The organism is Citrobacter sedlakii NBRC 105722 (genome assembly GCF_000759835.1).
Taxonomy (GTDB): domain Bacteria; phylum Pseudomonadota; class Gammaproteobacteria; order Enterobacterales; family Enterobacteriaceae; genus Citrobacter_A; species Citrobacter_A sedlakii.
In genome coordinates, this window is sequence record NZ_BBNB01000006.1 from 71,659 (window position 1) to 85,207 (window position 13,549).

General features: G+C 55.0%; 12 protein-coding genes. 7 read left to right on the plus strand and 5 right to left on the minus strand.

All coding sequences use genetic code 11. From position 1 onward, the window contains the following. The first annotated feature begins 62 nt into the window (after positions 1-62). The 3 genes from phoP to roxA all read left to right on the plus strand — a co-directional run bounded on the left by phoP (position 63) and on the right by roxA (position 3,424). Positions 63-734: a two-component system response regulator PhoP gene (gene phoP, locus CSE01S_RS10150; protein ID WP_042287748.1), complete on the plus strand. Its 672-nt coding sequence runs from the start codon at positions 63-65 to the stop codon at positions 732-734. Further along, positions 734-2,197 (plus strand): two-component system sensor histidine kinase PhoQ, encoded by a 1,464-nt coding sequence (phoQ, locus tag CSE01S_RS10155; protein ID WP_042287641.1) that lies wholly within the window; start codon positions 734-736, stop codon positions 2,195-2,197. The genes phoP and phoQ overlap by 1 nt, the downstream gene beginning before the upstream one ends. A gap of 105 nt (positions 2,198-2,302) precedes the next feature. Next, complete coding sequence (gene roxA, locus CSE01S_RS10160; protein ID WP_042287642.1) at positions 2,303-3,424, plus strand: [50S ribosomal protein L16]-arginine 3-hydroxylase; 1,122 nt, start codon at positions 2,303-2,305, stop codon at positions 3,422-3,424. Between the two features lie 69 nt (positions 3,425-3,493). Here roxA and pepT read toward each other — a convergent pair whose 3' ends face one another. Beyond that, entirely contained in the window at positions 3,494-4,729 is a 1,236-nt protein-coding gene (gene pepT / locus CSE01S_RS10165; RefSeq protein ID WP_042287643.1) for a peptidase T, read from the minus strand. A gap of 228 nt (positions 4,730-4,957) precedes the next feature. Here pepT and potA point away from each other — a divergent pair, with 228 nt between their 5' ends. The 4 genes from potA to potD are packed head-to-tail and all read left to right on the plus strand — an operon-like array spanning position 4,958 to position 8,821. Further along, positions 4,958-6,094, plus strand: a complete 1,137-nt coding sequence (gene potA, locus CSE01S_RS10170) for a spermidine/putrescine ABC transporter ATP-binding protein PotA (RefSeq protein ID WP_042287644.1) — start codon at positions 4,958-4,960, stop codon at positions 6,092-6,094. Further along, positions 6,078-6,935, plus strand: a complete 858-nt coding sequence (gene potB / locus CSE01S_RS10175; protein ID WP_042287645.1) for a spermidine/putrescine ABC transporter permease PotB — start codon at positions 6,078-6,080, stop codon at positions 6,933-6,935. Before potA ends, potB begins: the two co-directional genes overlap by 17 nt. Beyond that, positions 6,932-7,723 (plus strand): spermidine/putrescine ABC transporter permease PotC, encoded by a 792-nt coding sequence (potC, locus tag CSE01S_RS10180; protein WP_042287646.1) that lies wholly within the window; start codon positions 6,932-6,934, stop codon positions 7,721-7,723. Before potB ends, potC begins: the two co-directional genes overlap by 4 nt. A gap of 51 nt (positions 7,724-7,774) precedes the next feature. Beyond that, positions 7,775-8,821, plus strand: a complete 1,047-nt coding sequence (gene potD, locus CSE01S_RS10185; RefSeq protein ID WP_042287648.1) for a spermidine/putrescine ABC transporter substrate-binding protein PotD — start codon at positions 7,775-7,777, stop codon at positions 8,819-8,821. Positions 8,822-8,863: 42 nt separating this feature from the next. Here the strand turns inward: potD and CSE01S_RS10190 are convergent, their stop codons facing one another. From CSE01S_RS10190 to CSE01S_RS10205, 4 genes are read right to left on the minus strand one after another with little or no spacing between them, the layout of a single operon-like run. Beyond that, positions 8,864-9,493: a helix-turn-helix transcriptional regulator gene (locus CSE01S_RS10190; protein ID WP_042287650.1), complete on the minus strand. Its 630-nt coding sequence runs from the start codon at positions 9,491-9,493 to the stop codon at positions 8,864-8,866. A gap of 18 nt (positions 9,494-9,511) precedes the next feature. Continuing rightward, complete coding sequence (locus CSE01S_RS10195; protein ID WP_052406284.1) at positions 9,512-10,027, minus strand: fimbrial protein; 516 nt, start codon at positions 10,025-10,027, stop codon at positions 9,512-9,514. Positions 10,028-10,039: 12 nt separating this feature from the next. Continuing rightward, positions 10,040-11,119 carry a fimbrial protein gene (locus CSE01S_RS10200; RefSeq protein ID WP_233422698.1) on the minus strand — a complete coding sequence of 360 codons (1,080 nt, stop codon included), beginning with the start codon at positions 11,117-11,119 and terminating at the stop codon, positions 10,040-10,042. Continuing rightward, positions 11,013-13,523, minus strand: a complete 2,511-nt coding sequence (locus CSE01S_RS10205; RefSeq protein ID WP_148365391.1) for a fimbria/pilus outer membrane usher protein — start codon at positions 13,521-13,523, stop codon at positions 11,013-11,015. The genes CSE01S_RS10200 and CSE01S_RS10205 overlap by 107 nt, the downstream gene beginning before the upstream one ends. Between the last annotated feature and the right edge of the window lie 26 nt (positions 13,524-13,549).

A 13,549-nucleotide genomic window follows, 5' to 3' on the forward strand; every position in this document is an offset into this window, starting at 1 on the left:
ATCCCCACAGCAACATAATCAGCGTTAAACTATTCATACCGTATATATAGGGAGAAAAGATGATGCGCGTACTGGTTGTTGAGGATAATGCGTTGTTACGCCACCACCTGAAGGTGCAACTTCAGGATGCAGGACATCAGGTTGATGACGCCGAAGATGCCAAAGAGGCCGACTATTATCTTAACGAACACGTGCCAGATATCGCGATCGTCGATCTCGGACTACCCGATGAAGACGGGCTGTCGCTGATCCGTCGCTGGCGCGGGAATGACGTTTCCCTACCGGTTCTGGTGCTGACTGCGCGCGAAGGCTGGCAGGACAAAGTAGAAGTGCTGAGCGCGGGGGCGGATGACTATGTCACCAAACCGTTTCACATTGAGGAAGTGGTGGCACGCATGCAGGCGTTGATGCGGCGTAACAGCGGCCATGCCTCACAGATTATCTCCATTCCCCCTTTCCAGGTCGATCTTTCTCGCCGTGAACTGTCGGTGAACGATGAAGTCATTAAGCTGACCGCCTTTGAATACACCATTATGGAAACGCTGATCCGTAATAACGGCAAAGTGGTCAGTAAAGATGCGCTGATGTTACAGCTCTATCCGGATGCTGAACTGCGTGAAAGTCATACCATTGACGTTTTGATGGGCCGTCTGCGCAAGAAGATTCAGGCGCTGTATCCCCATGACGTGATTACCACCGTCCGTGGTCAGGGATATCTGTTCGAACTGCGCTAATGAATAAACTGCTGCGTCACCTTTTCCCGCTGTCTCTGCGGCTACGCTTTTTACTGGCGACTGCAGGGGTGGTGCTGGTGCTGTCTCTGGCCTATGGCGCAGTCGCGCTGGTGGGCTATAGCGTCAGCTTTGACAAAACGACCTTCCGCCTGCTGCGCGGCGAGAGCAATCTTTTCTACACGCTCGCCAGGTGGGAGGACAACAAGATCCATGTCGAGATCCCGGAACATCTCGATATGCAAAGCCCCACGATCTCGTTGATTTATGATGAAAACGGCAAGCTGCTCTGGGCGCAGCGTAATGTGCCGTGGCTGGTAAAACTTATTCATCCCGACTGGCTGAAAACCAACGGTTTTCACGAAATCGAAGCCGATATTGACGCCACCAGCACGCTGGTAAACGAAGACCACTCGGTGCAGGCGCAACTGAAAGAGGTACGGGAAGACGATGACGACGCGGAAATGACCCACTCGGTCGCGGTAAACGTCTACCCGGCGACGGCGCGTATGCCGCAGTTGACGATTGTGGTGGTCGACACGATCCCCATTGAGCTTAAACGCTCTTATATGGTCTGGAGCTGGTTTATTTACGTGCTGGCAGCCAACCTGCTGCTGGTGATCCCGTTGCTGTGGGTGGCGGCCTGGTGGAGCCTGCGCCCTATCGAGGCGCTGGCGCGCGAGGTCCGGGAACTGGAGGAACACCATCGCGAACAGTTAAACCCGGAAACCACGCGCGAACTGACCAGTCTGGTGCGCAACCTTAATCGTCTGCTGAAAAGCGAACGCGAACGCTACGATAAGTACCGAACCACGTTGACCGACCTGACCCATAGCCTGAAGACGCCGCTGGCCGTGCTGCAAAGTACGCTGCGTTCAATGCGCAGTGAAAAGCTGAGCGTTAGCGACGCCGAGCCGGTGATGCTTGAACAAATCAGCCGTATCTCTCAGCAGATTGGCTATTACCTGCATCGCGCCAGTATGCGCGGCGGTGGCGTACTGCTCAGCCGGGAACTGCATCCGGTGGCCCCTTTACTGGATAACCTGACCTCGGCGCTCAATAAGGTTTATCAGCGTAAAGGCGTCACTATCAGCCTCGATATTTCACCGGAAGTGAGTTTTGTCGGTGAACAGAACGACTTTGTCGAAGTGATGGGCAACGTGCTGGATAACGCCTGCAAATATTGCCTCGAATTTGTCGAAATTTCCGCCCGCCAGACCGACGACCATCTGCATATTGTGGTGGAAGATGACGGTCCCGGCATCCCGCAGAGCAAGCGCGATCTGGTGTTTGATCGCGGTCAGCGGGTGGATACACTGCGCCCGGGCCAAGGCGTGGGACTGGCGGTCGCCCGTGAAATTACCGAGCAATACGACGGCAAGATTATCGCCAGCGACAGTCTGCTGGGCGGCGCCCGAATGGAGGTGATTTTTGGTCACCAGCAGCCGGGGCAAAAAGACGATTAACGCTGAAAATCACGGGACCTTCGCTAATAAATATGCGCTCACTACATTCATCCTGTTACGCATCCGTTATAATCGGTTGCAACGAACAGCCTGTGGATGCGCAATATGGAATACCAATTAACTCTCAACTGGCCCGACTTTCTTGAACGCCACTGGCAAAAACGCCCGGTGGTGTTGAAACGCGGCTTTAATAACTTCATCGATCCGCTCTCTCCTGACGAACTGGCGGGGCTGGCGATGGAAAGCGAAGTCGACAGCCGTCTGGTAAGCCATCAGGATGGCAAATGGCAGGTCAGCCACGGTCCGTTTGAAAGCTACGATCATCTCGGCGAGAACAACTGGTCGCTGCTGGTTCAGGCCGTTAACCACTGGCACGAGCCCACCGCCGCGCTCATGCGCCCTTTCCGCGCCCTGCCGGACTGGCGTATTGACGACCTGATGATCTCGTTCTCGGTACCCGGCGGCGGCGTGGGTCCGCATCTGGATCAGTACGATGTCTTTATCATTCAGGGGACTGGCCGCCGTCGCTGGCGCGTCGGTGAAAAGTTGCAAATGAAGCAGCATTGCCCGCATCCGGACCTTTTACAGGTCGATCCGTTTGAGGCGATCATTGATGAAGAACTGGAGCCGGGCGATATCCTGTACATCCCGCCGGGATTCCCGCACGAAGGCTATGCGCTGGAAAACGCAATGAACTATTCCGTCGGCTTCCGCGCACCGAATACCCGCGAACTGATCAGCGGGTTTGCCGACTATGTGCTGCAACGCGAACTGGGCAGCACGTATTACAGCGACCCGGACGTTCCCCCACGTGAGCACCCGGCTGACGTGCTACCGCAGGAAATGGACAAACTGCGCACGATGATGCTCGATCTGATTAACCAACCAGAACACTTTAAGCAATGGTTTGGGGAATTTATCTCCCAGTCTCGCCACGAGCTGGATATCGCCCCGCCGGAGCCGCCGTATCAGCCCGACGAAATCTACGATGCCCTGAAGCAGGGCGACGTGCTGGTACGCCTGGGTGGTTTGCGCGTTCTGCGCGTGGACGGTGAGGTATACGCCAACGGCGAGAAGATCGACTCTCCGCATCGTCCGGCGCTGGAAGCGCTTGCCAGCCACATCGTGCTCACCGCCGAAAACTTTGGCGATGCGCTGGACGATCCGTCCTTCCTGGCGATGCTGGCCGCGCTGGTCAACAGCGGCTACTGGTTCTTCGAAGGGTAAGTCGGCGCTTCGCTTATCCGGCCTGCAGGATCACCTCCCGTAGGCCGGATAATACGGCGCCATCCGGTCTCAACAAGACGACGGCTGCTTCGCCGTCAGCTCAGCGATACGCACAATCACCTGTACCGCTTTTTCCATGCCTTCCAGCGTCACAAACTCATGCTTGCCATGATAGTTGTAGCCGCCGGTGAACAAGTTCGGGCACGGCAGTCCCATAAACGACAGCTGCGCGCCGTCGGTGCCGCCGCGGATCGGCTTCATATCCGGTTCAATATCGCAGTCGCGCATGGCCTGCTGGGCGATGTCGAGGATATGCGGGTACTCAGCCACTTTCTCTCGCATATTGTAATAACTGTCCTCGATCACCAGTTCGATATAGCAGTCCGGGTGTAGCCCTTTGCCCACCTTTTTGGCGATCTCCATCATCTTGCGCTTCCGCGCTTCAAACTGTTTGCGGTCAAAGTCGCGAATGATGTAGTGCATATCGGCGCGATCGACGGTGCCTTTCATGCTCGCCAGGTGATAAAAGCCTTCGTAGCCGTCGGTGGTTTCCGGGCTTTCATCTGCGGGCACCTCGTTATGAATACGCGCCGCCAGCGACAGGGCGTTCACCATCACCCCTTTCGCGGTGCCGGGATGAACGTTATTGCCGACAATCTTGATGTTCACGGACGCCGCGTTGAAGTTCTCAAACTCCAGTTCGCCGACGCCGCCACCGTCAACGGTGTAAGCCCACTTCGCGTTAAACGCCGCGACATCAAAGTGCTTCGCCCCCTTGCCCACTTCTTCATCCGGGGTAAAGGCCACCCGAATATCGCCATGGGGGATGTTTTTCTCTTTCAGTACCGCCAGCGCGGTCATGATTTCCGCCACGCCCGCTTTGTCGTCCGCGCCAAGCAGCGTTTTACCGTCTGTGGTGATCAGCGTTTGTCCCAGCAACTGATGCAGCACCGGGAACATGACCGGCGACAGCACCTCATCGCCAATGCCGAGCGCAATATCACCGCCGCGATAATTTTCAACAATTTGCGGATTCACGTTTTTGCCGCTGAAATCTGGTGAGGTATCCACATGTGAAATGAAACCGATAGCAGGGATATCGCCGGGGATATTCGCCGGCAGCGTCGCCATCAGCGTCCCTTTGTCGCTTAACGTCACATTGACCAGCCCCATCTCTTCGAGCTGTTGTTTGAGCAAATGTAATAGCTTCCACTGTCCCTCTGTACTGGGAACCTGTCTCACACCCGCTTTCGACTGGGTATCCAACGAAACGTAGTGTAGAAAACGCTCAAGTAGTTTATCCATGCAGTCATCCTCACTATTTGTGACAACATTATCAGGAAGCCACAAAAGACAAATATTGCGTCAGGTCACTTTTATCCCCGCAAACGAGAATATTTCTCTTCAGACCCCTACTGACTATAACAAGGATTGGCGATTACAGTGGTTTGCCGTAGAATGACCGCCCTCTTTAAGAGTCACCAAGGTGGTCAACCACAAACCCCGTATCGGTCAGCCATCCGATACGTCTACATGGGACAGAGAAAAAAATTGAATAAACAACCGCGTTCGCTTTCACCGCTGGTTCTTTTATCAGGTATCAGCAAAAGCTTCGATGGCAAAGAGGTCATTTCCCAGTTGGATCTGACTATCAATAATGGCGAGTTCCTCACGCTGCTGGGTCCTTCAGGCTGCGGTAAAACAACCGTGCTTCGCCTGATAGCCGGTCTGGAAACCGTGGATTCCGGTCAGATTATGCTGGATAACCAGGACATCACCCACGTTCCGGCAGAAAACCGCTACGTAAACACCGTTTTCCAGAGCTATGCGTTATTCCCCCACATGACCGTTTTTGAAAATGTGGCCTTTGGGTTACGTATGCAAAAAACCCCGGCGGCGGAAATTGCCCCGCGCGTAACTGAAGCGCTGCGGATGGTGCAACTGGAAGAGTTCGCACAGCGCAAACCGCATCAGCTTTCCGGCGGTCAGCAGCAGCGCGTGGCCATCGCCCGGGCAGTCGTCAATAAACCGCGTCTTTTGCTGCTGGATGAGTCCCTCTCGGCGCTGGACTATAAACTGCGAAAGCAGATGCAGAACGAACTGAAAGCCTTGCAGCGTAAGCTCGGCATCACGTTCGTCTTCGTCACCCACGACCAGGAAGAAGCGCTCACCATGTCCGACCGCATTGTGGTCATGCGCGACGGACGCATTGAGCAGGACGGCACGCCGCGTGAAATTTACGAAGAGCCGAAAAACCTGTTCGTTGCCGGATTCATTGGCGAAATTAATATGTTCAATGCGACGGTCATTGAACGGTTAGACGAACAGCGGGTACGCGCGAACGTTGAAGGCCGCGAGTGCAATATCTACGTGAATTTTGCCGTTAAGCCAGGGCAACAACTGCACGTTCTCCTGCGCCCGGAAGATTTGCGCGTGGAAGAAATTAACGACGATTCGCCTGGCGAAGGGCTTATCGGCTACGTGCGCGAGCGCAACTACAAGGGGATGACCCTTGAGTCGGTTGTCGAACTGGAAAATGGTAAGATGGTGATGGTCAGTGAATTCTTCAATGAAGACGATCCCGACTTTGACCACTCGCTCGACCAGAAAATGGCCGTTAACTGGGTAGAAAGCTGGGAGGTCGTACTGGCTGATGAAGAACACAAGTAAATTCCAGAATGTGGTGATTATCACTATCGTCGGTTGGCTTGTGTTGTTTGTCTTTCTGCCCAACCTGATGATCATTGGCACCAGCTTTTTGACCCGTGACGATGCAAATTTCGTCAAAATGGTCTTTACGTTGGACAACTACACGCGTCTGCTCGATCCGCTCTATTTCGACGTGCTGCTGCACTCGCTGAATATGGCGCTGATTGCCACCCTCGCCTGTCTGGCGCTGGGTTATCCGTTTGCCTGGTTTCTGGCGAAACTGCCGCAAAAAGTGCGTCCGCTGCTGCTGTTTCTGCTGATCGTCCCCTTCTGGACTAACTCGCTGATCCGCATTTACGGGCTGAAAATTTTCCTTAGCACCAAAGGCTACCTTAACGAGTTTCTGCTGTGGCTGGGAGTCATCGACACGCCTATTCGCATTATGTTTACGCCGGGGGCGGTGATTATCGGTCTGGTCTATATCCTGCTGCCATTTATGGTTATGCCGCTTTATTCCAGCATCGAAAAGCTCGATAAACCGCTGCTGGAAGCGGCGAAAGATCTCGGCGCCAGCAAGCTGCAAACCTTTGTCCGCATTATCATTCCGCTGACCATGCCAGGCATTATCGCGGGCTGTCTGCTGGTGATGCTGCCGGCGATGGGTCTGTTTTACGTCTCCGATCTGATGGGCGGCGCGAAAAACCTGCTGATCGGTAACGTGATTAAGGTACAGTTCCTGAACATCCGCGACTGGCCGTTCGGCGCAGCGACCAGCATTACGCTGACCATCGTGATGGGCCTGATGCTGCTGGTTTACTGGCGCGCGTCGCGACTGCTGAATAAGAAGGTGGAACTCGAATGATCGGTCGACTGCTCCGCGGCGGTTTTATGACCGCTATCTACGCGTACCTGTATATTCCCATCATTATTTTGATTGTGAATTCCTTTAACAGCTCGCGATTCGGCATTAACTGGCAGGGATTTACCACAAAATGGTATGGCCTGTTGATGAATAATGACAGCCTGCTGCAGGCCGCTCAGCACTCGCTGACGATGGCGATCTTTTCGGCTACTTTCGCCACGCTGATCGGTTCGCTGACCGCGGTAGCGCTGTATCGTTACCGTTTTCGCGGGAAACCGTTCGTCAGCGGTATGCTGTTTGTGGTGATGATGTCGCCGGATATCGTGATGGCGATTTCGCTGCTGGTCCTGTTTATGCTGCTTGGCATCCAGCTCGGCTTCTGGTCGCTGCTGTTCTCGCATATCACGTTCTGTCTGCCTTTCGTGGTGGTGACGGTCTACTCGCGTCTGAAAGGATTTGACGTGCGAATGCTGGAAGCGGCAAAAGATCTGGGCGCCAGCGAACTGACTATTCTGCGTAAAATCATCCTGCCGCTGGCAATGCCGGCGGTGGCGGCAGGCTGGCTACTGAGCTTTACGCTGTCGATGGACGATGTGGTGGTCTCGTCGTTCGTCACCGGACCGGGTTATGAAATTCTGCCATTGAAAATATACTCCATGGTGAAAGTCGGCGTCTCACCGGAGGTGAATGCGCTGGCGACAATCCTGTTGGTGCTGTCGCTGGTGATGGTGATTGCCAGCCAGCTGATCGCTCGCGATAAAACGAAGAGCCTGTCTCGTCAGGCGTAAGTGTTGTTCAATCCGCCTGGAGAGTCAGGCGTTAATCTCAGGGGACGTTAAATGAAAAAATGGTCACGCCACCTGCTCGCGGCAGGCGCTCTCGCTATCGGTATGAGCGCCGCGCACGCGGACGACAGTAAAACGCTCTATTTCTACAACTGGACCGAGTATGTTCCGCCAGGTCTGCTGGAACAGTTCACCAAAGAGACCGGCATTAAGGTTATCTATTCGACCTATGAGTCGAATGAAACCATGTACGCCAAGCTCAAAACCTATAAAGAAGGCGCGTACGATCTGGTGGTTCCGTCCACCTATTACGTGGATAAAATGCGCAAAGAAGGCATGATCCAGAAGATCGACAAGTCGACGTTGACCAACTTCAGCAACCTTGACCCTGACATGCTGAACAAGCCATTTGACCCAAACAACGACTACTCCATTCCGTATATCTGGGGGGCGACGGCCATTGGCGTCAACAGCGACAGCATTGACCCGAAAACCGTCATCAGCTGGGCCGATTTGTGGAAACCGGAATACAAAGGCAGCCTTCTGTTGACCGACGATGCGCGAGAAGTGTTCCAGATGGCGCTGCGCAAACTGGGTTATTCCGGCAACACCACCGATCCGAAAGAGATTGAAGCGGCGTACAACGAGCTGAAAAAACTGATGCCAAACGTGGCGGCTTTTAATTCCGACAACCCGGCAAATCCGTACATGGAGGGTGAAGTCAACCTCGGGATGGTATGGAACGGATCTGCGTTCGTGGCGCGCCAGGCGGGTACGCCGCTGGAAGTCGTCTGGCCGAAAGAAGGCGGTATTTTCTGGATGGACAGCCTCGCCATTCCGGCAAACGCGAAAAATAAAGAAGGCGCGCTTAAGCTGATCAATTTCCTGCTGCGCCCGGATGTGGCGAAAGAAGTGGCGGAAACCATCGGTTACCCGACGCCAAACCTGGCGGCGCGTAAGCTACTCAGCCCGGAAGTCGCCAATGACAAATCGCTCTACCCGGATGCGGAAACCGTCAGCAAAGGGGAATGGCAGAACGACGTAGGCGCGGCCAGCGCAATCTACGAAGAGTATTATCAGAAGCTGAAAGCAGGACGCTGATCCTGCCCTGCGCCGGGCGGCGACCTCCCCTGCCCGGCCAGATCATCGTCCTCCCTCCTCCCCGCCCCGGTGCGGATATTTTTCCTCCTTCGCCACCAGAAACTGCATCAGTTCACAGTCCGACCTGAGCCTGAATTTATGCATGAGCGCATGGCGATGGGCCAGTACGGTTTTCTGACCAATGTTCATCTGCGCGCCGATCTGCCGGGACGTCAGGCCGGAGAGCAACAGGCGTATCAGATGCTGCTGCTTATCGGAAACGCGCTTATGGGAACAGCTGACGCAGGAGCGTTTAACGTCCTCATCTTTATCTTGCCGGGTTAACGGCCAGTGATGTGCTATCGTATTGCGCAGATGGTCAACCGTGGCGTTATGGGCCATCAACACAATTTGGCGCAGGCAATCCGGCAGTTCGCCGCGAGCGGGAACGTGACGCTGTTCGACAATGCCAATCATCAACCCGGCCTTACAATGTAATAATTCCGGATGGCACAGATAGGCCTCTCCCGGACGCAGAACAGCAACGAGAATATCCGCCGTCCTGATTTTATCTGGATGATAATCAGCAAAAATGACCGTCTGCTGTTCGTCTTCCTGCTGGAATATTTCCGCCAGCAGCGCGGTCAGCCCAAATTTATAAAAGCTATCATCACAGCGGATAATGATATTCATAAAGCGCCTGTCAACGTTTTACTGATAGGTCATTGAAACGGTTACGACAGCATTAACGGTGCCCGGCATGACATGTCCTTGCTGGCTCACGATGCGGGCGCGCAGTTGCCATGTATAACGCTGACTTTCCACCTGCCCGCTAAGTGATTTTCCATCCCCAAGCGGCTGTCCATCGCGACTCTGAAGCTGTACCGCCACCGGCGTCGCCGTTCCGACGTTTTGATATCGGTCCTGCGGTTGGTTTTGATCCGGACTGCCATTAAACATGACGGTTACCTGAGTAGTGCCAGCGGGACAGTTTTCCACACTCAAATCGAACGCCACCCATGGCGTGGTTGAGCCCGGGGTGTACATCGACGACGCGGTAACCGACTGATCGGCGGTAAGGTCGACCGTTTTCGTTACGCTGTCGCTGCTGATCTGACACGGCGCCGCTTTTACGTTGCCGGTGACGTACAGCGCCACCGGATCGCCAATGCTCCACGCCGGCGCAGAAAATAACATCGCTATTGCCAGTCCTTGTTTACCGGGCATTTTCATCACCTGCTATTGATACGTTACATTCAGCGTTGCCGTGGCATTCGCACTGCCCGGCTTAACAACAGCCCGGGTCTGGTAATAACGCGCCGTCAGGGGAAACGCTTCCTGCCCACCCGCCGATTGTTTCAGCAGGATGCGGTTGTTCAGCTGCAGCGGAATCGTGTTGTAAACCAGTTGCACCCCAACACCTTCCGCCGTGCCGGGCATCCCCTGCCCGTTGAGCGCCAGAACGCCGGAATCGCCGCTGACATCCGGGTTTGGCGTTCCGCTCAGTTCAATGTTGATATTGGTTGAAGGATCGCAATTCAATCCCAGGGTTTGCGTATCGCCGCGCGAGGGGATAAATCCTGGTCGGTCTGAAAATGCGCTGGCATTAATATCGCCGAGGTTAAAATTAATCACCTGGCTGGAAAGCGAACAGGCTAATACCGTGACCTGACTTGCGGCGTCCAGCGAAATTTGCACAAAGCGATTGTCCGGCGCGCCATACCAGCCCTGTGCAATTAATCCAGGCGTTAAGGGGCCAGAGGTGATGTTTCCGGTTTTATAAAAAATGACGTCATAATTACCGAGGTAATAGAGCGTCTTAATATTCGCGCCATAAGATGGCAGCATGAAATTACCGGCGTCGAACGACGTGCGGATCCCGACGCCGTCGAGGTTAGTGTTATACACTCCGCTCATGGACGCGGGCGTGGCGGATAAGTAATTAAACGTATAGCCGCCATTGCAACTCGCGACGCCAGTGGATGAAAACGACGCCAGTTCAACAAATCCGGAGACCCGGACGCGGGCAATTTCCGCGCCTGCGCCTGTATCACGCTGCACCAGAATATTGCCTGTCGACACGGTTCGAATCAGCGGCGCCGTTATTTCGCACACGTCGGCGGAACACAGACCGGAAAAGGCCAGGATTAACGCGCCGAATAAAAAATGAATTTGCCGCACGGTATTGTTCTCATTGCCGTAAGTGAAGTATTCAGCGACAAAAGCTGTTGGCGACGTTGACGCCGGAATACTGTTCTGTCGCATCCAGCGAATAAGCGGCGCGACAGCGCTGTCGCGGGCCGTCTCCCCAGACGACATCCAGCGTGCCCTGCCGTTCCATTCCGCTGAGATAAACCTGTCCGTCATCGCCCACAATAAACCCCGGCCCCTTTGCGCCGCTAACGCTGGCAACCGAACCAAACGGCACCGGTAGCCCGTTATCACGGCGTAAATTCAGCAACAGGCGCTGCCCGACGCTGGCGATAAACTCCGCGCGCACGACGGCGCCGCGCGTCGGCACAACGTTTTTATTGGTCAACGCCAGTTCCACGTTGTCGGGAACGGTTAGGGTATCCAGTCCGATATCGTTTTTACGATACGGCGATACGTTACTGGCCAGGGTATAGCCGCGAAAATCGGTTTTGACGCCGCTCTGATTTTTCACCCCGACACCGCCTGCGCCCGGCGCTTTAATTAACACGTTAGTTTCTCCCAGCGGCTGGGACAGCGTAACGCCGTCAGCGTGCGCCAATACGCCGCCGGCCAGGGCATAGTTCACCCGCTGGCTCGCGCGGTCGTAGCTGTAGCCGCCGCTCAGTTCCCCATAGGTTCCCTTATAATCGGCGTTCAGACTGCCGGTATAACCCGCGTCATCCGAACCGTATCCCTGCTGGATATTCCAGCTCAGGGCATTTCCTGCCAGCGCCATACCGCTGACTCCGATGCTTTGGGTCGTGCCGCCGCTGCGGCTGTGGTTCAGGCCAGAATGAGCCCAGGTATTTGCCATAAACGCCGTCAGCGGCATGCTGACGTTAAGGGCTATCTGGCGATCGCTCTCCGCATGACCGTGATTGCCTGACTGACTGTTTTGACTCTGCGTCCAGCTAATTCCGTAGCTGAGTTGCTTCCAGGTGTTGTTATAGCTGACACTCAGCGACTGCATGGGTTTACCTGAATGCCAGTAATCTTCCCGCACCGCAGTGAGCGACAGCGAACCTGCGCCTGCGCCAAGACTCTGGCTGACGTTAGCCTCCATGCGATTACGCCGCTTCTGCGACAGCACGTTACCGCCACCGTAAGTATCAAACACGTCCTGCATGGCGTAATAACCGCGTGTTGAGTAGCGATAACCCGCGATCGCGAAATTCGTTCCGGTCGCCACGCTGTTTTTGCTGTAGCGAATGCGCCAGGACTGTCCCTGCGCCTTCCCGGCCTCATGTGGTCGGGCCCATGACTGAATCACATCGCCAGAAACCGCCCCTACGACACCGAGGTTTTTGCCCACCCCTATCGCCATCGCGCGGTAGCGATCAGCGATCTGTATTCCCCCGTAAACGGTAAACGCGTGGGGTAAACCATACATCGCCGTCCCCTGGGAAAATGGAGCGCGCTCCACCCGGCTGTCGTAAGTACGGTAGCGGCCCGCGGTGAGCGAAAATTTGAAGCGTCCTTCACGCTGGAGTACCGGTAATGAGGCAAACGGCACGGTGAGATGCTGCTCGCTGCCGTCGGCTTCTTTCAGGGTCACCTCAAGATCGCCGGCCCCGCCAGTCGGGTACATATCGCTGATCTCAAACGCGCCGGGCGCGACGTAACTTTGATAAATCTGATAGCCGTTTTGCCGGATAATAATTTGCGCATGCGTACGGGCGATCCCCCGGACCACCGGCGCATAACCTTTCAGCGAATCCGGCAGCATGTCGTCATCTGACGCAAGCTGACCGCCGCGAAACGGAATGCTGTCAAAAACATCGGCGGGCGAGGCGCTGTCGCCCAGAACCACCTGCGCTTTCAAGGGAATAATGTTGCGCTGCAGATAGGTGTAAATCGTATCCCAGCGATCGTTGCCCTCGCTGTCGCGATTCCAGGTGGTGTAGTTACGCAGACGCCAGGGGCCGATATTCATGCCCGGTCGCAGATTGGCGTACTGACTGTTGCGGGTTAAGCCGGTATTTTTTTCCCGGCTATTGTCCCCGCTCAGGCTGTAATTCAGCATTGCCGCGGTTATCCCTTCGTCCCACAGTTCCGGCGCGACATAGCCCCGCGCGTGGGCGGAAAGCGCAGCCTGTGGCATACTTAGCATCAGTTTCTGGGAGGAAAATGACAGTTCACTGGATGCCTGAGGGATCGCTGACAGCTCCGCACAGTCGCCTTTCGCCATTAACCCCGGATAGACGTCAGTTCTCACCCCGTAGCGCTGTAAAATAACGTCGCTCAGGCAGGGTTGAAGGTTTCCGTCATCATCCCTGACAAAGTCGACCTCCCGGGTTTCCCGCAGCTCTCCGTTAAGGAGAATATCGACCCGATAGGTTCCTTCTGCCTGCTGACCCGTTTCAAAACCAGAAAGGTCAATTTCCCCGGATGCGCTTTGGGTTCGTTCAAGTAACGCCGGGTTGAAATAATCTCTTCCCTTCGCCTCATTCAGCACAGCTGAAATCATTAATGAGATAAACATCGCCAGTCGGATCGGGGGAAGGTGATTTCTGTAATTTGCTATCATCATTGACTTTATTCCCCGACAGCCATCCC